The organism is Gammaproteobacteria bacterium (assembly GCA_013214945.1).
Classification (GTDB): Bacteria; Pseudomonadota; Gammaproteobacteria; order Enterobacterales; family Psychrobiaceae; genus Psychrobium.
On record JABSRT010000039.1, the window covers coordinates 1 to 22191 of the forward strand.

At 43.0% G+C, this 22191-nt stretch carries 19 protein-coding genes; 11 read left to right on the forward strand and 8 right to left on the reverse strand.

Features of this window, described 5'->3' with window-relative positions:
• Positions 1 to 479 precede the first annotated feature (479 nt).
• Positions 480 to 2750, forward strand: a complete 2271-nt coding sequence (locus tag HRU23_19505; protein NRA56334.1) for a response regulator — start codon at positions 480 to 482, stop codon at positions 2748 to 2750.
• Entirely contained in the window at positions 2734 to 3909 is a 1176-nt protein-coding gene (locus tag HRU23_19510) for a hybrid sensor histidine kinase/response regulator (protein ID NRA56335.1), read from the forward strand. Before HRU23_19505 ends, HRU23_19510 begins: the two co-directional genes overlap by 17 nt.
• Positions 3910 to 4015: 106 nt before the next feature.
• Here the strand turns inward: HRU23_19510 and HRU23_19515 are convergent, their stop codons facing one another.
• From HRU23_19515 to HRU23_19525, 3 genes are all read right to left on the reverse strand, one after another.
• A complete protein-coding gene (locus tag HRU23_19515; GenBank protein ID NRA56336.1) occupies positions 4016 to 4585 on the reverse strand; it encodes a response regulator in 570 nt (189 codons plus the stop codon).
• Entirely contained in the window at positions 4582 to 5838 is a 1257-nt protein-coding gene (locus HRU23_19520; protein ID NRA56337.1) for a HAMP domain-containing histidine kinase, read from the reverse strand. The genes HRU23_19515 and HRU23_19520 overlap by 4 nt, the downstream gene beginning before the upstream one ends.
• Positions 5839 to 5949: 111 nt before the next feature.
• A complete protein-coding gene (locus HRU23_19525; GenBank protein NRA56338.1) occupies positions 5950 to 6843 on the reverse strand; it encodes a DMT family transporter in 894 nt (297 codons plus the stop codon).
• A 242-nt stretch (positions 6844 to 7085) separates the two neighbouring features.
• On the opposite strand from HRU23_19525, the gene HRU23_19530 reads away from it, so the two are divergent.
• Positions 7086 to 7646, forward strand: coding sequence for a class I SAM-dependent methyltransferase (locus tag HRU23_19530; protein NRA56339.1), 561 nt, complete (start codon positions 7086 to 7088; stop codon positions 7644 to 7646).
• A 44-nt stretch (positions 7647 to 7690) separates the two neighbouring features.
• Here the strand turns inward: HRU23_19530 and HRU23_19535 are convergent, their stop codons facing one another.
• The 3 genes from HRU23_19535 to idi all read right to left on the reverse strand — a co-directional run bounded on the left by HRU23_19535 (position 7691) and on the right by idi (position 12651).
• Complete coding sequence (locus HRU23_19535) at positions 7691 to 10792, reverse strand: efflux RND transporter permease subunit (protein NRA56340.1); 3102 nt, start codon at positions 10790 to 10792, stop codon at positions 7691 to 7693.
• A 3-nt stretch (positions 10793 to 10795) separates the two neighbouring features.
• The gene (locus HRU23_19540; GenBank protein ID NRA56341.1) at positions 10796 to 11953 is read right to left on the reverse strand and encodes an efflux RND transporter periplasmic adaptor subunit; all 1158 of its coding nucleotides are present in this window, start codon (positions 11951 to 11953) and stop codon (positions 10796 to 10798) included.
• A 167-nt stretch (positions 11954 to 12120) separates the two neighbouring features.
• Positions 12121 to 12651, reverse strand: coding sequence for an isopentenyl-diphosphate Delta-isomerase (gene idi / locus HRU23_19545; GenBank protein NRA56342.1), 531 nt, complete (start codon positions 12649 to 12651; stop codon positions 12121 to 12123).
• A gap of 150 nt (positions 12652 to 12801) precedes the next feature.
• Between idi and HRU23_19550 the strand changes: the two genes are divergently transcribed.
• The 4 genes from HRU23_19550 to HRU23_19565 all read left to right on the forward strand — a co-directional run bounded on the left by HRU23_19550 (position 12802) and on the right by HRU23_19565 (position 15528).
• Complete coding sequence (locus HRU23_19550; protein NRA56343.1) at positions 12802 to 13239, forward strand: GNAT family N-acetyltransferase; 438 nt, start codon at positions 12802 to 12804, stop codon at positions 13237 to 13239.
• Between the two features lie 134 nt (positions 13240 to 13373).
• Positions 13374 to 14126: an amino acid ABC transporter substrate-binding protein gene (locus HRU23_19555; GenBank protein ID NRA56344.1), complete on the forward strand. Its 753-nt coding sequence runs from the start codon at positions 13374 to 13376 to the stop codon at positions 14124 to 14126.
• Entirely contained in the window at positions 14127 to 14792 is a 666-nt protein-coding gene (locus HRU23_19560) for an amino acid ABC transporter permease (GenBank protein NRA56345.1), read from the forward strand.
• A gap of 1 nt (position 14793) precedes the next feature.
• On the forward strand, positions 14794 to 15528 hold the full coding sequence (locus tag HRU23_19565; protein ID NRA56346.1) for an amino acid ABC transporter ATP-binding protein: 735 nt from the start codon (positions 14794 to 14796) through the stop codon (positions 15526 to 15528).
• Between the two features lie 54 nt (positions 15529 to 15582).
• On the opposite strand, the gene HRU23_19570 is transcribed toward HRU23_19565, so the two are convergent.
• Together HRU23_19570 and HRU23_19575 are read right to left on the reverse strand one after the other, a co-directional pair.
• Positions 15583 to 15816 carry a DUF2789 domain-containing protein gene (locus HRU23_19570; protein NRA56347.1) on the reverse strand — a complete coding sequence of 78 codons (234 nt, stop codon included), beginning with the start codon at positions 15814 to 15816 and terminating at the stop codon, positions 15583 to 15585.
• A gap of 95 nt (positions 15817 to 15911) precedes the next feature.
• Positions 15912 to 17477, reverse strand: coding sequence for an MBL fold metallo-hydrolase (locus tag HRU23_19575; protein ID NRA56348.1), 1566 nt, complete (start codon positions 17475 to 17477; stop codon positions 15912 to 15914).
• A gap of 313 nt (positions 17478 to 17790) precedes the next feature.
• Here HRU23_19575 and HRU23_19580 point away from each other — a divergent pair, with 313 nt between their 5' ends.
• From HRU23_19580 to tnpB, 4 genes are all read left to right on the forward strand, one after another.
• Complete coding sequence (locus tag HRU23_19580) at positions 17791 to 18786, forward strand: hypothetical protein (GenBank protein NRA56349.1); 996 nt, start codon at positions 17791 to 17793, stop codon at positions 18784 to 18786.
• A 277-nt stretch (positions 18787 to 19063) separates the two neighbouring features.
• Positions 19064 to 21142, forward strand: a complete 2079-nt coding sequence (locus HRU23_19585) for a YjbH domain-containing protein (GenBank protein NRA56350.1) — start codon at positions 19064 to 19066, stop codon at positions 21140 to 21142.
• 423 nt (positions 21143 to 21565) lie between these two features.
• Positions 21566 to 21745: a hypothetical protein gene (locus HRU23_19590; GenBank protein ID NRA56351.1), complete on the forward strand. Its 180-nt coding sequence runs from the start codon at positions 21566 to 21568 to the stop codon at positions 21743 to 21745.
• Positions 21742 to 22092, forward strand: coding sequence for an IS66 family insertion sequence element accessory protein TnpB (gene tnpB / locus HRU23_19595; protein ID NRA56352.1), 351 nt, complete (start codon positions 21742 to 21744; stop codon positions 22090 to 22092). The genes HRU23_19590 and tnpB overlap by 4 nt, the downstream gene beginning before the upstream one ends.
• Positions 22093 to 22191 lie beyond the last annotated feature (99 nt).

Below are 22191 nucleotides of genomic sequence, written 5' to 3' on the forward strand. Positions count from 1 at the left end.
CGACTTTAGCTCAGCTGGTAGAGCGGAACCTTGCCAAGGTTCAGGTCAGGAGTTCGAGCCTCCTAAGTCGCTCCATTATCTTTAACAGTAATTTGATTGTTAACTATATTAGAAAAATGCATAAGACTCAGGTCAACTAGTTTAGTACCCCCTAAGTCGCTCCATTCTTTTTAACCGCTTGTTAGTTAATCATTGAAATAAGATCAAAAAATCAAGTCAATTAGTTCAATACCTCCTCAATTTTTAATTCTATTACAATCTAAATAAATCAAATCAATTTCTCCAAGCTTCTAAAATCTCTTATTAATTCCCCTAATAGCAACAAACTACCCGCACAAATAAAATAAGAATTATTTTCTTTATTATCTGGCTTTGCACTAACGTTAACAATTTGAATTAATTCCTTTAATCATATCCCGCGAATAATTATTTTTAGTCTATCCTTAGGCCAATGCTACTTGCTAATTGGAGCAAATCTTATGCCTCAAATATCAACAAGTGGCGCAGATTTCACGGGATTTATTAAAATAATATGGAAAAAAAACCCCATATTAGTCTTACTTTTTATCTTTATTATTGGCTATAGTGCCATTTTATTTCATATAAATGCGCTCAACGTCCAGTTAGTTCAACAATCTGTTACCAATAGCTCACGCCAATACCTCGAAATTATTAGTCAATTTCGGGCCCTGTATACCTCTGAGGTTATCAATACTGCGACCAAATTGGGTATTAATATTACTCATGATTATCAGCACCATACCAATGCCATTCCCCTGCCCGCAACATTAAGCATGATGTTAGGGGAAAAAATAAATACCGCTGACAACGGTGTAACACTCAACCTATATAGCCCCTATCCTTTTCCATGGCGCAACCAAAATGGTGGCTTAACAGGTAACTTTGAGCGCCAGGCTTGGCAACAACTCAATAAAAACCCGACCGAACCGGTGATTAAAGTAGAGACCATTGACGGTGTTTTAAGCTTACGTTACGCCGTGGCCGATATTATGTTGGATCAATGTATCAGCTGCCACAATACCCACCCAGACTCGCCGAAAGCCGACTGGAAAACGGGTGATGTCAGAGGCATACTCGAAATATCTCAACCCTTAGTACAACCATTATCTGCCGGTAACTATATTTTTACTCAAATGGTTATGTTGATTTCGGCCTTAGTATTGTTTATGTTTATGGCCATTGCCAAAATAATCCATAATTTAAACAGTAGCAGCCATAAACAACTTAAATTAAACCAGCAACTTGCAGCAGAAGTAGCACAACGAGAGGCCATGGCAACGCAAGCAAACTTAGCGACAGAACAGGCCCTTATCGCCAAGCACGAGGCCGAAATGGCCAATCAGGCAAAGTCGACATTTTTAGCAAATATTTCACATGAAATACGTACGCCAATGAACGCTATTCTCGGCTATACCCAAATTTTACAGCGCGATAGTAACGTGACAAAACAACAAAAAAAATCACTAAAGATTGTCGGTAAGTCCGGTGAACACTTGTTGGCCTTAATTGATGACGTCTTAGATTTATCTAAGATTGAAGCAGGCCATACCGAAATATTCAACCAAGCTTTCAATTTACTTGATTTAATCAACACCATCGATGAGATGTTTTTATTAAAAGCAAAAAACAAAAATATCTTGTGGCAAGTTTCGCACAATTTAGACAGCACATCGTATGTGGTGACTGGGGATCAAGGAAAACTACGACAAATTCTAATAAATTTAGTCGGCAATGCGCTTAAATTTACCAGCGATGGCACGGTGCATTTATCAGTAACGTTGAATACCGACGATAATCGGTTGTTATTTTCAGTGCATGACAGTGGCATTGGCATTGAGATAGCACAGCAGCACGATATTTTTGAAGCATTTCATCAAGGCCATATCTCAGCCCACTTTGGTGGCACTGGTTTGGGCCTAACCATCTGTCAAAAATATCTCAAGTTAATGGCAAGTCAGCTTCAAGTCGAGTCGGTGCCACAGCAAGGCTCAACATTTTATTTCAAACTATCATTACCCCCTGTCGGTCATGATGAAATCAACGAAACATTAGCGAAAATACAGCAACAAGACTCAACCGTTGATCGTTTGCAAACCGAACATGATATTAATATTCTGATCGTCGACGACATTACGATTAACCGCGACCTGTTAAATTGGATGCTCACTGATGTTGGCTTTACTGCTTTTGAGGCCAAAAATGGACAACAAGCGCTAAACTTGTTAAAACAACAAAAGATTGATCTCGTTTTTACCGATCTTGATATGCCGGTAATGAACGGTCAAGATTTACTTAACAATATAAAGCAGCGATATACCACATTACCGGTCATTGCAATTAGCGCATCGCAAGTTGAACACAATCAAGCCTATTACCAAGCAAAAGGGTTTGATAGTTATATAGCGCAACCATTTCATTTTAGAGATATTTATCAGATTTTAGCTCAGTTACTAGACCTAAGGTATAGTTATAAAGATCCCGCCCCTAAACTTCAGGCCGCACAATCCCACACCGGCAACGACGTATTAAGCAAGCCATCAATTAGGGAATTAATCGAACAATGTGATTTGTATTTAATTAATGAAGTGGAGGAACAGCTGTTAGCGCTTGCTAAGCAACACCCTAGCCAGCATCACTATTTTGCTACACTATTAAAGTTTGTCGAATGTTACGATCTCGATGGCCTAAAAAAATACTTAATGGGTAATACCGATGACTCAATTACATAAAGCTTCCATTCTTATTGTCGACGACAAACCGCTCAACATTGATTTATTGCGCGATTATTTAAATTCGGATCAATATAAAATTTCAGCAGTAACCAGCGGCGAACAAGCGATAAAGGTACTTGCTAAGGTAAATATCGATCTAATTTTAATGGACGTCATGATGCCTGTTTTAGACGGCTTTCAAACCTGCAAAGCGATTAAAGGCAACCTTAAAACTAAACATATTCCAGTTATTTTCGTTACCGCAAAAATAGCGCCTGAAGATGTCAGTTATGGCTTTGATGTCGGCGCTGCTGATTACATTCATAAACCAGTTCATCGTGACGTTTTACTTGCTCGTGTTGAAAACCAATTATCTCGGATCAAGAAAGAACTGCTCGAGCAACAGCTAAAAGAAGCCAACAAATTAGCTGAGCTTGGCAGCATGGTTGCTTCGATAACACATGAGGTAGCCACTCCAATGGCTAATACACTGCTGGCTATTGGCGTGATCGGGCAAGAAACAACCAAGATAGAGCAGCTATTTACACAGCAAAAAATGAGTAAAAGTGACTTTACTAACTACTTAAGCATGATTGAGCAATCGGTAACGTTATGCCATCGTAATGCCACCCGAGCCACAGATTTGATGGAAAGTTTCAAGCAAGTGGCAGTGGACCAATGCAGCAAAAGGTTATTGTCTTTTAATTTAACCCACTATATTGCCGATATATTACTAACGATTGCTCCCAAATTATCACAACACAAAATTGATATTACGGTTAATATTGACGCTAATATTTCGCTGACCAGCTACCCAGGGGCTTTGTCACAGGTCATCATAAATATTATCAACAATGCGCTAGTGCATGCATTTCCTAATCAACAAACAGGTGTCATTAACCTTTCTGCGCAAGCTGATGAAAACATCATTACAATCACTATTGCCGATAATGGCCAAGGCATGAGCCAGCAACAACAGCAACAGGCCTTTGAGAAATATTACACCACCAAAGCAAACGATGGCGGTTCCGGTCTTGGTCTGTCGATCTGCCAAGAGTTAGTTGAGTCTGACTTGCAAGGAAAAATAAGCTTAAGCAGTGAAGTAAACATAGGCACCACAATTACGCTTGAACTTAATCAACAGATCTCCCAGCCGGCTAAACCAGATCCTGATTAGGCAGTGTGACTACGAATTTCTTTCACCTAACACTCGCCTTTATTCCTAGAACAACTCCCGAGAACATGCCTTTGCCCTCACTAAGACCTCAATAGCGTAAATAACCCTATTTAGCGACTGGCTTTTTCTGCAGTTTTCGCTGTAAGGTACGCCGATGCATGCCCAGTTGCCGAGCCGTTTCTGAAACATTACCATCATTACTACGAAGCACCTGATTAATGTGCTCCCACTCAACCCGATCCGGTGACATAACATTCAGTTCAAGCGTCAGTTCGGCCTCAGTTTCTGGCGTAATTACAGCTGTGTTTTCTGGTGTATTTTCGGGTGAATAGTTGACCATTAACGCTTTAAGCAACATTTTGGTATCAACCGGTTTCGCCAAATAATCATCAGCACCCAGGCGCATTGCCTCAACAGCCGTAGTTATGCTGGCAAAACCAGTTAACAGCACTATTGTGGCATTTGGCAAAGCAGCTCTCATTGGTTTTATAAGCAATAAGCCATTATCTGTCGCTAATTTCATATCTAGCAAAATATAACTGGGTTTTAACTGATGGCATAAATGCAAAACCTCGCATGCTCGATGTACCGCCGTGCAACTAAAACCTTGCTTGCTTAAACGCCGAGTTAAGGTCGCGGCAAATGGCAAGTCATCTTCAATAATGAGTAATTTCATCGGTGGTTTTCAATAATAGGTAAACGGACACAGGCTATTGCGCCCTGCTGTGGGTGATTCGATAACGTCAGGCTACCGCCAAGGCGCTCAAACGTACTATTTGACAACAAAACGGCCATGCCTAAGCCCGTATCACTTTGCATTAGTTTAGCCCCTAAGCTGTCTGGTTGTTTAATGCCCGAGCCAAAATCTCTTAAGCTCAGCACTAGCGAATTGTCTTGGCACGTTGTGCTTAACATTACCTGCTGCTGCGGACCTTGTTCGCTGGCTTTGACCGAATTTTGAATTAAATTGAGCAAGGCTGGTAATAACATCGCATCACCTTCAATCCAAATTTCGGCGCTAAGCTCATCGTTAATACTGGGCTCTATTTGGCTGTTCAATGCTGCAATATCTGTATCGCTATCAGTGTCGAACTGTAATTGAGGGAAGTTTAATTGCACCGCTTGCTGAAACTGAGCTAATAATTCACTAGCGGTGATTAACTCAGGTTGGTTGGTGCGGATAGAGCTGGCCAAGCCACGAAAATAACCCAGTTGATCTGCGCATTGCAGCAACGGCTGACGCATGGCCTGAACCGCCTCTGATTTGGGGTAATCTTCGATCAGTTCATCAAACAATAACTGTAAATTAGCCAGTGGCGTCGCTAATTGATGAGTCACTTGGGCCGAAGCGACACCAAGCGCAAGTAATTGTTCGTTACGCAGCTGCTGCTCGCGCCCTAACGCTAAGGCACGCTCTCGTTTAGTAATCATCCAAGCCATTGTGCCGACCACAAAAGTCACCACAATCACCGACAATAAAAAATTAATCCACATGCCGATATAATGGTTACTCATGTCCATTTGGTGCATGCTCGATGACGGCATTTGCAATAACAGTGCGCTATAAGCTAATACCGCTGTCAGCGAGATTAAACCCAGTAATCGCGCAGGCAAGCTCACGGCAGCAATCACAATAGGCATTAGCAATAGCGATACAAACGCGTTGGTAGCCCCGCCACTTTGCGACATCAACAAAGTCAAAAACAGCACATCGGCTAATAATTGCACCATAATGCCAGCGTGAGTCGCTTTACGATCTCGATACACCAGCATACTCAGTAAATGAAACACGGTTTCAACAGCAATGACCAGTAACAGCGGATAAAGACTTATCTGCAACGACATCACAAAATACACGGCAAATACGGCAGCTAATTGAGTCGCTATGGCAATGCTGCGTAATAAAAATAACCGTTCAATGGCCGTCATTAGTTTTACATCGAACAACTTCATTACACTATCTACTAACCAATTTATTGAGCGCACATTCTAATAGATATCAACCTTGATTACTGCCCTAATGGCCCAATTAAACATCGCTTATTTAACCGACTGGCCCCGAGGTTTTATCGTAAAATAAACACCAATCACACTTATTGCGACGCCAGCCACAGCGATTAGTGACAAGGTTTCATCGAACAGTAACCAAGCTTCAACAGCCGTTACCCCTGGCACTAGATAAAAATAAGCCGCAACCTTGGCCGACTCACCTTCATTAATCATAAACAACAATAATAAAACCGCTGCCACCGACAAACCAAACACCAACCACATCAGCGTTGCGATTAACGGCCATTGCCAGTCAACCTCTTGAGTTTCAAAGCTGTAGGTTAATACTGCCATTAGCACGGTGGTCGCGCTAAATTGAATAAAAGACGCCGCCAGCAAGTTAACCCCGCCGCCAAAACGTTTTTGATAAAGCGAGCCAATTGTTATGCCAAACAATGCCACAGTGGCAGCCAACATCATCGGCCAAGTCAGCACTAAGTCGCCATCGTGTTGCTTTGAGCTCAAAACCAAAACAACACCCGCAAAACCAAGGGCTAAACCAAGGCACTGTAATTTGCTTAGTCGTTGTCGATACAATCCCAGACTAATCAACGCAGTCAGTAAAGGCTGCATCGACACTAATAACGCTGTCACCCCGGCCGGCATTTGCCATTTGATGGCGGCAAAAACTCCTCCGAGATAACCGCCGTGAATTAGTAATCCCGCAACTACCTGATGTTTAATTAAATGCAATGGTGGCATCGGCACCTTAAACCACAGCAACAATAGTGCAAACACCGCTATGGTCATCAGCATGCGAATAAACAGTAAATTAAATGGCTCGATGTAAGGCAGCGCGAACTTAGCACCTATAAAACCTGTGCTCCACAGCAGTACAAAAATTACCGGTACCAATCCCAACCATTTAGAAAACCAACTTGTCATTGCTACTGCCTCTATATATTTACCATTAATACCAGCTCACAAGCCTGGCAGCGAGTTGGTGAATCGTTACATACTTACCAATATCTGGTTAGTTTTCCACAACATTTTTATGCCTGTCCCTTTTTGAGAGGGCGTTCCCCCGAATTCAACATGCATTGTGGAAGAAATAGAGCTGGGCGTGGTAAGTTGTTAAACTTGATTGCATAATAATTCAAGCCAAATTCAGCCAGAACAGGTTCATTATGACCACAGACAGTTTCACTGCGCCTTTCGCCATGCCATTATTAAGCACTGCGCTGCCCTTGTTTAAACCACAAGCAAATATTCTCGACTTGGCTTGTGGCAGCGGTCGCAACGGCTTGCAATTGGCGGCTCATGGCTTTGCTACAACATTGCTTGATCGCGACCAAGTGGCGTTACAGCACATAAAGAGCAATAGCCCCGCAAACACCCTGACCAATTGCACCATTGTGTGTGGCGATCTTGAATCGGCCAACCCTTACCAACTGCCCGTAGCGACCTACGATGCTATTTTGGTCTTTCGTTATCTGCACCGGCCACTTATGCCGCAAATTATCGCAGCATTACAACCTGGAGGTCTAATAGTGTACGAAACATTCACACACCAACAGGCCGCGATAGGTCGACCGCGCAATCCTAATTTTCTGCTCAATGATCAGGAGCTATTGCAGTGGTTTGAAGGATTTACAGTACTGCACTTCTTTGAGGGTTATTGCCCCAAGCAGCAAGCTTATATTTCACAACTAATAGCACAGAAACCAGCGCTAAAAAAACCAGCGTAAATACGCTGGTTTTTAATTGCAACCGCCCAAATTAAAACCCTAACTTAGTCAGGTTTGTCCTTGGCACGATAAACTACCACGAAAAATACCGGAACAAAGATAATCGCCAAAACAGTCGCTGACAACATGCCGCCAAATACTCCTGTACCAATGGCATTTTGACTGCCAGAGCCAGCCCCAGTACTTAACATTAATGGGGTAACCCCAAGCATAAAGGCCAGCGAGGTCATGATTATTGGTCGCAAGCGTAACCGCGCCGCATCAATGGTAGCGCTGACTAAGTCTTGCCCTTGGTGATGCAAGGTTCGGGCAAACTCAACAATTAAAATCGCATTTTTAGCCGCCAGTCCAATAGTGGTTAACAAGCCAACCTGAAAATAAACGTCATTAGACAATTCACGACCAATCGCAAATACTACCGCGCCTAACACACCTAGTGGCACCACCATCATCACCGCAAACGGCACATTCCAGCTTTCATACAGTGCGGCTAAACATAAAAACACCACTAAAATAGACAAGGCATATAACATTGGTGCTTGCTCGCCCGATTGCTGCTCTTGCAAAGACATGCCCGACCATTGAAAACCAAAACCTTCAGGTAATTTAGCGGCCAATTCACTCATCGCTTGCATTGCGTCGCCTGAGCTTAAGCCTGGGGCAGCCTGACCCAAGATTTGAACCGATGGCGCGCCATTGTAACGTTCTAATTTTGGCGAGCCATAAACCCAACGCACCGAGCTAAAGGCGGTAAAAGGCACCATTTCGCCAAGATTATTGCGAACATACCAATAACTCAGATCCTTAGGCATCATTCGATATGGCGCATCTGCTTGCACATAGACCCGCTTAACCCGTCCACGGTCGACAAAGTCATTAACATAAGTCGGTGCCCAAGCCGTGGAAAACGTTTTGTTAATGTCATCAAGGCTAACGCCCAATGCCATCGCCTTTTGCTGGTTAATATCAATCTTAAACTGCGGTGAGTCACTTAAACCGTTCGGGCGTACGCCGACTAATCGCGGATCTTGCGCTGCCATGCCCAATAACTGATTGCGGGCATTCATCAAGGCTTCGTGCCCTTGGCCCGACAAATCTTGCAGTTGAAAATTAAAACCCGACGCACTGCCAAGCTCCATAATGGCAGGTGGCACAAAGGCAAAGACAAAAGCTTCTTTAATTTGTGAAAATGCTCCCATTGCCCGGCCAGCAATCGCAGTAATATGCTGATCGTCGCGTGTTCGGTGCTCCCAGTCTTTTAACCGGACAAAGGCAATACCATTGTTTTGGCCGTTACCACTAAAGCTAAAACCAACCACCGAAAAGACCGATTCAACATTTTCTGCCTCATCAATCAGCAGGTAATCTTCAATTTTCTCCATCACGGCCATCGAGCGCTCTTGACTCGCCCCTTGTGGCAACACCATTTGGGTAAACATGGTGCCCATGTCTTCGTCGGGTAAAAATGAGGTCGGCAACTTAGTAAATAAATAGCCTAGTCCTATGACAAGTAAGCCATAAATTAGCATGTAGCGGCCCGTGCGAGCTAACACATGCACCAAACCTGCACGATAATGCACCGTTGCTGCGTCAAACACCTTATTAAACCAAGCAAAAAAACCCTTGGTTGGTTTAACTTGTCGATCAACAGGTTTTAATATCGTCGCACAAAGGGCTGGAGTTAATGTTAACGCCACCACCACCGACAGCGCCATAGCTGACACGATGGTGATTGAAAATTGGCGATAAATAACCCCGGTCGAACCACCAAAAAAGGCCATTGGAATAAAGACCGCTGACAGCACCATTGCAATACCTATTAAGGCACTGGTAATTTGGTCCATCGACTTTTTGGTCGCTTCACGTGGCGACAAGCCTTCTTCGTGCATGACCCGTTCGACATTTTCGACCACCACAATCGCATCATCAACCAACAGACCAATGGCCAGTACCATCGCAAACATCGTTAAGGTGTTAATTGAATAACCAAACATCGACAAAATAGCAAACGTACCCAACAGCACCACTGGCACCGCAATGGTCGGAATTAACGTGGCGCGAAAGTTTTGTAAAAACAGATACATCACCAGAAAAACTAACACAATAGCTTCGAGCAAGGTGGTAATAACCGATTTAATAGATAACTTAACAAATGGCGTGACGTCGTATGGATAAACAACTTTTAATCCGACCGGGAAATGCTGCTCTAGCGCCGAAATTTTCGCGCGAATAGCATCGGCGGTATTTAGGGCATTAGCGCCAGATGCTAGGTTAATCCCGATCCCAGCAGCGGGTTTGTCGTTATATTCTGAAACGATTTGATAGTTGTCACCGCCCAGCTCAACCCGCGCGACATCTTTAAGCCGAATGGTTGAGCCGTCGGGGCTTACCCGCAGTAATATATTGCCAAATTCTTCAGCGGTTTCTAACCCGGTTTGCACAATAATGCTGGCATTAATTTGCTGACCAGCCACGGCTGGGCTGCCACCTAATTCACCAGCGGCAATTTGTGAGTTTTGACTGGTGATGGCACTCGTTACGTCTTGTACCCCGAGCTGATATTGAGTCAATTTTTGTGGGTTTAACCAGATCCGCATGGCGTATTTTGAGCCAAAAAATCGGACCTGGCCAACGCCGTTAATTCGACTCAGCTGATCTTGAATGTTGGCCGCAACATAGTCTGAAATATCATTGCGATCCATTCGACTGTCGGCCGAATAAAAACCTAACACCATTAAGAAGCCCGACGAAGACTTAGTCACCCTTACCCCATTTTGCTGCACTTTTTGCGGCAATAACGGCATCGCGGTTTGCAACTTATTTTGCACTTGCACTTGGGCAATATCGGGATCGGTGCCGGCATTAAAGGTAATAGTAATAGTTGCGCTACCCGTTGAGTCACTGGTGGCGTTAATGTATTGCACATTATCAATACCACTTAGGCTTTGCTCAATCACCTGCACTACCGTGTCTTGCACCACTTGCGCCGAGGCACCAGAATAATTCGCTGTAACACTAACAGCCGGCGGCGCAACATTGGGGTATTGGGCAATCGGCAGCTGAAATATCGATAATACACCAGCCAGCATGATCATAATGGCGATAACCCAGGCTAAAATCGGCCGGTCAATAAAACGTTTAACCATGGATTATCCCGCCTTAATTTTAGAAGTTTCAGCAGGCTTGGTAACATCGTTTGACACCACCTTGCTGCCTGGGCCAATTTTTTGAACGCCGCTAATCACAATGGTTTCACCCGCGGCTAAACCGTCGAGTACTAACCAGTTGTGGCCAAAACTGCGACCAATAGTGACAGTACGCAAGTTAACCACGTCGTCTTGCTCTAAAATGTAGACCGTAGCTTGGCCCTGACGGTTAAACTGGACTGATTTTTGCGGTACTAAAATTGAATTTTCTCGCGTCGCCTGGGTTAATTCAACTTCGCCATACATACCCGGTAATAACAGGTATTGCGGATTAGCAAATTGAACCCGCAGCACCACGGTATCTGTCGATGGATTAGCCTGCACTTCGTTAAATTTTAATATGCCCTGATGCGCATAGTTTTCGCCGCCCTGAAAATTAAGCACCGCGGTTTGCACCGTTGCAGTCAGTTCGCCGCTGTTTTTTCGTTGCACTATGCTTCTCAGTTCGGCGTTACCCTGAACTAAGTCAAAATTAATGGGGTCGAGCTGCGTAATTGTCGCCATTGCCTGCGATTGCAACGCAGTAACCAATGCGCCTTCGGTGATATTAGACTTACTAATTCTCCCTGAAATTGGCGCAAGCACATGGGTATAACTAAGATCGACCTTAACGCGGTTAAGCGCCGCCCGATCCATCGCTAGCTGCGCTTTATATGAAGAAAAACTCGCCTGAGCCTGATCGAGCGTTTGCTGACTAACAACATTATTTTTAATCAGCTTTTGATAACGGCTTAATTCAGATTTAGCGTTGTTTAAATTGGTTTGAGTGCGAATAATTTGCGCTTTCGCTGATAATAATGAGGCCTGATAAATTGCGTCGTCTATTTGATACAGCGGCTGGCCAGCTTTAACTAACGCCCCCTCTTCAAATAACCGTTGCAACACAATGCCTGACACTTGAGGGCGCACAATGGCAACGCGTGAAGCGACAGCCCGAGCCGGTAGCGTTTGCTTAAATATCACGGTAGAGGCGGTTAACGTAATAACATCAACTTGCGGCGTCGGCCGCCCACGAGGCGCGTCACTTGATGTAGGCTGTTCACAGCCACTAAGCAACACACTAAGACTGGCCAATACCACTAACGGCAATTTAAACTTCATTGATAAACCTCAAACAATTAACCCCAAAAACAATAACTCATCATTTAAAGATGCGTATGTAACAAGGTAGTTATACTAGTCTAAATTGCTGATGATGTATTAAGTTATCTCATAATATTAACTGTTTATGGGGAAATTACTTTAAATTTAGTCAGCGACCAACAGCCTTAAATTAAACTGGCTTTAACTTTGTCAAAAGTTGCGGCAAACCATGGGGTAAACTCAAGCGATTGGTTGGTTATCGCTAATTCTATTTGCTCAACAGTTAACCACTGCGTGGCACAAACTTCGTCAGGGTTTGGTTTAATCAGCGGATTTTGATCCCAGCCAATGAATAAATGGTCAAACTCGTGCTCGATTAAACCATTAACCAGCAGCGCGCGGTAGGTGTGACTGCCAATCCAGCTTATATCACTTAAACCAAAACCAAGCTCTTCATGCAAGCGCCCTAGCGCCGACTGTTTTAAGTCTTCATCTGGCTGGGGATGCGAGCAACAGCTATTACTCCACATACCACCACAGTGGTATTTGGAAAAAGCACGCTGCTGCAATAAAACCTCGACTTTTCCGTGGATACGTCGAGCGACAAAAATTGAAAATGCGCGGTGTAGTTGTCCATTTTGATGCGCACGTAGCTTATCCTCGCTACCAACCACGTTATCGTTAGCATCAACTAACACAACCAGATTACGACTCATGATATTTCTCTTATAAAAACTGGCGTTATTATACCTGCATCATTAATACAATAATACTAAATCACTGACCTCAAACCCGCTTGATATAGCTACGCAAGCCCGATATATTTTGCTAAATTAGCAATAATCGTTCTGAGTAAGAGACTCACCATGCCACTGGATTTAGACCTACTATTATTTGAACCTGTATTACCCGCCCAACTAAGCGATACCGAAGAATTAACCACTAAACTGCGAAATTACAACCACCAGCATGCTGGGGGCAATGATCCGCAAGCAATAGGCTGCTTTATTCGCGATTTACAACAAGAATTAATCGGTGGTATTTTTGCGCAGCTCTCTTGGGGCTGGTGCAGCATTGAGCTGTTATGGGTCAACCAAGATTACCGCGGCCACCAGTTAGCCACACAGCTAGTTAAAGATATTGAGCAATACGCGATCGGTGAAGGCATTCATCTTTTTAAAGTAGAAACCGCCAGTTTTCAGGCGCTTGAGTTTTATAAAAAGCTCGGTTTTGACCATTATGCGACCCTAGATAACTTCCCAATAGGTCATAAAAATCACTTGCTAAAAAAATGCATTATCTAACAATGCATTAACACTATGTTTTATTAAAAACACCACCCTAACTAAAAGGCATATATAATAACTTTTTGATCTTCGCCCTTAGCCGCCTTGCGTGCTAGGATCGCGCCTCGAAATTTTAAGCCGTAGGATTTACCATGAAAAAAATATTAATTGCAGCAATAATGTTAGTTACTACCACGGTCGCTACTTTTGCTAACGCCCAAACCACTATTAAAGTTGGCATGTCAGGCAACTACTTCCCTTTCACTTTCTCTAAAAATGATGAGTTGCAAGGATTTGAAGTTGATTTATGGCGCGAAATCGCTAAACGCAATGACAGCAAAGTTGAATTTGTTACCGTTAACTTTTCTGGTCTGTTCGGCATGTTAGAAACTGGCCGCATCGACACTATCTCAAACCAAATTACTATCACCGACGCTCGTACTGAAAAATACGCGTTTAGCCAGCCATACGTATATGACGGCGCACAGGTTGTAGTTAAGAAAGGCAACGACTCTATCAAAGGCATCGCAGACCTAGCCAACAAAACAGTCGGCGTAAACTTAGGTTCTAACTTTGCTGAGTTACTGCATAAGTATGATACTGAAAACAAAATCAATATCAAAACTTACGAAACTACTATTGAACTTGATGTAGCTTTAGGCAGAACAGACGCTTTTGTAATGGACAGATTGTCATCAGTTGAACTAATCAACAAATCACCATTACCACTGCAACTTGCTGGCCCAACTTTTGAAACATTCGCTAACGCAATGCCGTTTTTGAAAACGGAAAAGCAAATGGCACTACGCGACAAAGTTAATGCAATCTTAGACGACATGCGTCAAGATGGCAGCCTAAAGGCCATTTCTGTTAAATGGTTCGCAACGGATATCACTGTTAAGTAAATGCAATTCAATTTTGAATACATGCTAAACCTGTTCCCAATACTGTTTAAGTATTTGGGAACAACCATGGAAATGGCACTGTTAGGTTTAGTCTTCTCGCTCATTTTAGCTGTTGGCTTGGCTGTGGTACGTACCTTTAAAGTACCGGTACTTAATCAGCTGGCAATGCTATTTATTTCTTTCTTTCGTGGTACCCCGCTGTTAGTCCAACTATTTTTGTTGTATTACGGTTTACCGCAAATATTCCCTGAGTTAGTCGCGATGAATGCCTTCACGGCAGCTGTTATCGGCCTTACCTTGCATTTTTCCGCCTACAAAGCCGAAACAATTCGCGCTGCGATTATGGCTGTTGATAAAACTCAAATGGAAGCTTCACTCAGTATTGGCATGACCAATAGTCAGGCGATGCGCCGAATTGTGTTGCCGCAAGCGGCTCGTATTGCGACGCCATCATTAATGAATCATTTCATTGATATGATCAAAAGCACCTCGCTGGCCTTCACGCTTGGCGTAACTGAGATTATGGCAAAAACCCAGATGGAAGCCTCGTCTAGCTTTTTATTCTTTGAAAGTTTCCTTGCTGTGGCCTTAATTTACTGGGGCGTAGTGATGGTGTTTACTCAAATACAAGTTCGACTAGAGATTTACCTCAACAAGGCGTATTAAGATGATCAAAGTTACTAATTTAAGCAAACACTTTGGTGATAATGTAGTATTGCGCCACATTGATCTTGATATTAAAGAAGGCGAAACCACGGTAATTATCGGACCGTCTGGCACGGGTAAATCAACCCTGCTACGTTGCCTTAACTTTCTAGAGCAACCGACTACCGCCCAAATCACGATTGATGAGCTGAGCATTGACGCCACAAATTTCAGCAAACAACAATTAACCGAACTGCGCAAAAAAACCTCTTTTGTGTTTCAAAATTATGCCCTATTTGCCAATAAAACCGCATTAGGCAATCTAACCGAAGGGCTTGTTACTGTTTGGGGAAAATCAAAGGTTGAGGCGACTAAAGAAGCGTTAGCGATTCTTGAAAGCATTGGTCTAGCAGACAAAAAAGACTTTTATCCGTCGGCTTTATCTGGTGGTCAGCAACAACGCATCGGCATTGGCCGCGCAATGGCATCGCACAGCAAGGTTATTTTAATTGACGAGCCAACTTCTGCGCTTGATCCTGAATGGGTCGGCGAAGTATTAAACTTAATGAAAAAGCTGGCTAAAAAAAAGCAAACCATGTTAATCGTGACTCACGAAATGCAGTTTGCGAAAGAAATAGCCGATAAGGTTATTTTTATGGATCAAGGAAAAATCATTGAGCAAGGCAGCGCCAATATGATTTTTAATAACCCACAAGATCCCCGCACTCAAGCCTTCTTAAGACGCGTTAATCAGTAATATAAATATCGGCTGACTGATGATTATCAGCCGATTATGTTTAGCTTTGCCCACTCAGTGACGTAACGCCGCATCCAAATGATCGACCAATTCCGCCCAATCTGAATCTTCAGCAATAGCTTGCTGTAAAAAAGCCGCTTGCGATGGCGTCCAATAATCAGCTTGCTCAATTCGTTGATGTTCAAATAAACGGTGCTCACTTAAAAACTTGTTGATTTGCTCGTTACTGCCTGCCAAACCCAGTTGTTCGAACAGCACGGTCATGTTGTTATGATCACTAGTATCCATAGCCCTTCCTTTTTATCAAAAATGCCAAATGTACAACTTAATATAGCCTAGTTTTTAGTCAGGTGACAAATGTCTGTTGCCATTGGCACGATAAATCACGACGCCACCTCAACAACACAATCTGGCACTAATTGCTCAAGTGCCTGTTGCAGTGCAACCTTAGCGTGTTGGTCGCCATGGACAATTTTAATCACTTTTGGTTTACGGCGCATCCGGCGGACAAATCGCAACAAGTCATGCTGATCGGCATGGGCCGAGTAACCCGACAACTGATGAATAGTCGCGCCAATGTTATAACGCTGCTGGTCAATCTCGATATAACCCGATTTATTGTTATTCTGGTTCTGTTCGCCTGCACCATATTTAATAATCGCGCGGCCTAACGTGCCACGTGCCTGATAACCAACAAATAACACATCGGTCGTCGGCTGCTCAATAAAGCGTTTAAGGTAGTTAACAATGCGGCCACCGCTGCACATGCCACTGGCAGCAATAATAATGGCTGGCAGCTTACGCTGAGCTAAATAATCCATGGTTTGCAGATGTTGCTGATGACTATTAATGGTGGTGAGTTGCTCAAAAGACAACGGATGGCGCCCAGCGTGTACTTTACGCCGCGCTTCCTTGTCCCAACAGTGTTTTAGCCCTTTATAATGCTCGGTAAACTTAGCGGCCAGTGGTGAGTCTACAATTACGTCAACGTTGTTTAAAATGGATTGTGCTTTCGTCAGCCCTGCTCCCTTTAAGTTGGCCGCTTTATTAGCTTTGCTCTCAAGCCGAAATAGAATTTGTTCAATTTCGTATAACAACTCTTGTGTGCGGCCAATGCTAAAGGCCGGAATTAATACCACCCCTTTATCGCGTAAACAGCGAGTTAGCACTTGCTCTAGTTGCGCGCGGCGCTGCTTGCGGCCCTGATGATTTCTGTCGCCATACGTACTTTCAATCACCAAGGTATCACAACCATAAGGAGGAAAAGGTGCTGGTAATAATGGGGTGTAACATGCCCCGAGATCGCCTGAAAACACAATCCGTTCTTTGGTGCTTCCTCCAGCGACATCAAACTCAACGTAAGCTGAACCTAATATATGCCCCGCTGGTTTAAACTTGAGCTTAACCTTTACTTCACTCGTACGCTTATTAGCAGCACGTATATTAGTGCGCTCATTACCACTAGGTAAAGCGGGTAAAGGCTGCCATACGCCATAATCAACGCCAACCAGTTGGGAGCTTAAGCGTTTTAAAATTCTAGAGCCAATACGCTTGCCAGCCATCCCACCAACTTTTAGCGCGTCGCGGATCACTTCTGGCAATAATAGCGCAGTGGCGCTTGAACAATAAATAGGCCCAGTAAAGCCAGCGGCGAGTAAATAAGGAATGCGACCAACATGGTCAATATGACAGTGAGTAACCACTAACGCACGAACGTCAGTTAAATCAAATTCTATCGCCAACAAATCGCTAACCGAACGGCCTGAGGTTTCAGCGCCCTGAAACAACCCACAATCAACCAGATAGCTGTCTGTTAATCTGTTATTCGAATGACTAACCTGTAATTGATGACAAGATCCCGTTACGCCATCAACTGCACCATGGTGTTTGATGTTGCAATAAAATTTGGCCAACTCCTTACTTCGAGCCGGCTTAGTATTAGATAACATAATTAACATTCCTTGTTAAATGCAGACGAATTAACAGCCATCTGTGGCTATAAATACGGCAATATCGAGTACAAAAAGCTAAACATCCTTTTAACTAGCCGCGTAGTAAACACTAACTAAAGGCTAGTTTATCAACAGTAACATGTAACACACTGGTAAATAGCCATCTTTTTATTATAAATATCGCAACGACTAGTATTTTAACATTGCACTGATTGATATTACCGCGTAATATTTCGCCTAGTTAAAAAATTTTCATAAAAAATGGAACTTTTCCCCCAAGGTTTCGATATCTAACAATATAAGGTAATTAATGATGAAAACTATACTTCGTTCGACGCTAGCTATTGCAATTGGTTTGTCTTTAGCAGCTTGTAATAGTAGCAGCAGTGATGATTCTTCAAACTTACAGTTTGGTGGTAGTGGTGTTAAAGGTACTGTAATAAGCGGACAAGTAGATATTTACCGTGCAGGTGACCTAACAACATCGCTAGGTCAAGCACAGACAGCTATCGATGGTACATACTCTATTGATCTTGATGGCGTAACTGGTGGCGCTTTTGTTGTAGCCATTACAGCTGATGCTGACACCACTATGATTTGTGATGCTCCTTTATGTGACGGTACTTATCTCAGCGGCGCTACTATTCCTACCGCTAGTTTAACTGACCTAAGACTTACAACTTTTGTCTACGCTGATAGCACTGCACCTGTTACTGCAAACGCTAACGCACTTTCAACGATGGCAACAGATACAGTGCTTGCTGCAGCAGCCACTAATCCTAATTTAGATTTAAGCCTTATCACTAGCGACCAAGTAACAGATTTCCAACAGGATGCTTCTGAAGTTGTAGGTTCTATCATTGGTGTTGATTTATCAACGACTAACCTTTATAGCATCGTCATTGCCGATGCATCTAACGCTGACAATCTTGACGGTGCAAATGCTAAAACAGCAACACTTTCTCTAGTTAACGCAGCACTAGCAGGCCTAACGCCTGTAGGCGCGCAAACAATGACAGAAACTTTAAATGCTTATTTAGCAGATGTAAAAGCCGTGGCTACGGCTGTAGTTGGTTCATCAACCCCTTCAACGGTTGATATTACTGCTCTAGTCAATAAAATTAATTTGGTACAAGATCAAATTATTATCCAAGCGACTGAGTTAGCGACTAACCTTTCAGTAACAAATTCAGATACTCTAGCGGAAGAAATAACTGATACAGTAATCAAAGATACTCTTGGTGATATTGTTATCCCTAGTGGCGCTTCTGGTGGCGTTACCTCTGGTGGCACAGGCGAAGGTTAAACTTTCAGCCTGCCAGCAAACCCGCCCATGTGGCGGGTTTTTTATTGTAACAGCCTCACAATAGCTTATTACAGGGCATGATTAATACGCCGTAATAGCTCTATACCAACAATTCATACGCATTGTATTAATGATGAGATCAATTGTGTAGCGATGATAAACGGCCGTAGGTAAGTGCCGCGATAACCTTATCATTCGTTAAGACAGTGAAAAATGATCACCTTTTAGTGCAATGGGTATAACAATCAAATATAACGTCAAACAGGATATAACTGATATGAAGCGCGTAATTCTCACCTTGCTTTGTTTGCTGCCCGCCATAGCCGCCGCCAAGCAAAATCCTACTACCTCATTTCAAGGCTTTAGTGGCTTAATAAATACCCCTAGTGCCACACTGTTTGATAGTGGTGAGTTTTATTTTCAATACAGCAATCAAACAGAACGCAGAGGCCAATACCGCGACACCGCAAACTTTCATTTTGGTATTGGCTTATGGGACTTTGTCGAATTGTCGGGCCGAAATTCGGCTTATGGTGATAGTCTAAATGAAAGCTCTGATTTATCGGCTAACTTAAAAGTTGGCGTACCCCTTATTCCTGACAATTGGTTTAAATTAGCGTTCGGGATTCAAGATTTAGGCGGCGCGGCGAATAACTTTGATGCAAAATACGTTGTCGCCTCTAAAACATTGTTTGATACCATTGAGGTTTCTCTTGGTGCAGGCACTAGCGATTCAAGTTTAAACCGATTAAATGGCGCTTTCGGTGGCATTTCATGGCAACCGACCGACTGGGCTAAAGTATCATTAGAGTATGACGCTCAAGATACTAACCTTGGCTTACATTTATTTACACCACAACATTGGTTTGATAATGGCACGCGTTTAACCGCTAACATTTTAGCGTACAGCTCAAATGAGCAATTAAGCGACAACTTTTATTACGGCATTGGCATCAACATTCCGTTACATTCACCAGCAAACTTACTGGCAAGCAAGTCAAGCCGCGACAACAGCACTCTTAGTCGCGCTCAAAACACTTATTATCAAGCACCAACGAATAACGACCGAAATGGCAGTTTAATTGCGCTGAAACAGCAGCTCGAAACAGAAGGGTTCGAAGCGGTAAAAGTAGGGGAAACCGGTATAAACACCGCCTACATCGAATTAGAGAATCACATTTACAACCGTAATCAACTCGACGGTTTAGGTGTCGCACTTGGCATGCTCAGTACCAGCCTTAGCAATGAATTCAAACGGTTTAAATTGGTGATTAAGGAACGTGAAATAGCAACTTTAGTGGTCACTGGCTCATCAGAACAATACCGCGCCTTTTTAAATAATGAACAAAGCTTAAATTTAAACATTTCAACTGACACCTTTGGCGCTCAAGATGATGTGCAATGGTTAGAGCAATCGGCCAGTGACAGCTTTTGGCTAAAACCACGCTTTACTTTTTGGCCATCAATGGTATCTACCGTTGGCACTGAATATGGCATGTTCGATGCTTCTTTAGCACTAGTTAGCCACCTTGAATTGCCGCTGTGGCAAGGCGCGGCAATATCTGCTGTACACATGACCCAATTAGCCGAAACTGAAGACTTTAAAGACGGTGGATATTATGCAGACAGCAAGCAAACCGACGGCCTTAAAGAATACAGTTTACATCAAACCTTTAGTTTGCCCTTTAATATAAAGAACATGATTTTTGTTGGTAAATATCGTGAAACCTACAATTATTTTGCTAACGAAATGCGCTGGCAAAGTGATAATGGCGTGCATCGCGCAAATCTACTTACCGCCAAATACGAAAACCAAGAGGTCGCTAAATTACAACCTTATAATGGCTGTAATATTTTGTTTTTAGCTTGTTGGCCGCCAGCTGACTCGCTAGAGTCGCCTGATCGCAAAGTAATTGTTGGCGCTTACCGTTACTATTCTACCGCGCTTGATGCTTCTGCAGAAATACGCTACGGCAAGTATTGGCAACATGACAAAGGAGTTATAGTAAAACTAGAGCGCATGTTTGGTGATGTCGCGATTAATCTCAATTATAAAAACACTAAGGTGGCAGGTAAAGAGGCTAATCAATTTATTGGACTGGGCTTCTCCGTGCCATTAACACCACGCAAAGACTTTAACAATAAATATGTCCAAGTTCGCGGCATCCCGAAATGGAATTACACGGTTAATACCTTGGTGGGTAAAAATCACAATCAACTAACCCCTGGTACCGGTGATTCGGCTCGTACATTCTACAGCCTGAGCAACATATACTACAACCTAGACCGCCTAGGCAAGGCTTATGTCTATGACAATGCTCAACGCTTAAAACAAGCTTATATGCTGGTAGATTAAGCCAGAATAAATATACCGACACATATAACGAAAAAGTTAAGCGCTGGTAAAACAGCGCTTAACTTGTTTTTCAGAGAGGGAAATCTATCGCCAACAAATTGGTGACCAAAAGGCCCGAGGTTTCAATGCCCGATACCATTACAGACACAGAAACACGAAAACAAGTTCGGTCACGCTTTAAATAACCGCTAACATTTAACATTGCCAACGTAAGCGCTCATTTAACCCCACCTACCAATGTTAATGGGCTTCTAGAATAATAATCTCAATATTTTTAACATTGAGATTATTATGGCGTCACCTGAAAAAATCGCACACTGGCAGTCAATTTTTAAATAGCATAACGATAGCGGATTAACGATTTCGACATTCTGCAAACAATACAAAATTAATATATCAACGTATTATTCCTGGCGAAAAAAATTGGCAGAGCCAGAAGCAAGCCTCAAGAAAAAACAGCAACTTGTGCCTTTATTTGTCGGTGAATCAATCATGTCCCAAGTTTCTTCATTGATGATCAAAACGCCAAGTGGTTATCAATTGACGTTCGATGATGATATTACTCTCGAAAAACTTCATCAAATATTAGCGTTAATCTCATGATTAGCCCCCCGCAGGTTTATCTTGTTACTGGCGTTACCGACATGCGCAAGTCAATTAATGGCCTATCGATCATTGTTGCCGATGAACTCGAACTTGATCCTTTAAGCAAGGCTTGGTTTGTTTTTTGTAATCGCGGGCGAGATAAATTAAAAATATTATTTTGGGACACTAATGGATTTTGGCTTTACTATCGCCGGTTAGAACAAGGTCGTTTTCAGTGGCCAAAAAATGATGAAACACCCAGCGCCATGCACATTGAAGAACGTCAGTTACAATGGCTACTATCCGGGCTTCCGGTGTTCAATCGTACGAAGCACCAACGATTACAGGGGCTATCGGTCATGTAATTAGCATGATCATTTTTTTGGGCTTGAACGATCCTGCCAGTGTGTCATGCTTATCGGCATTAGCCCCTATAATAACGATTTGACGTGACAAAAGATCCC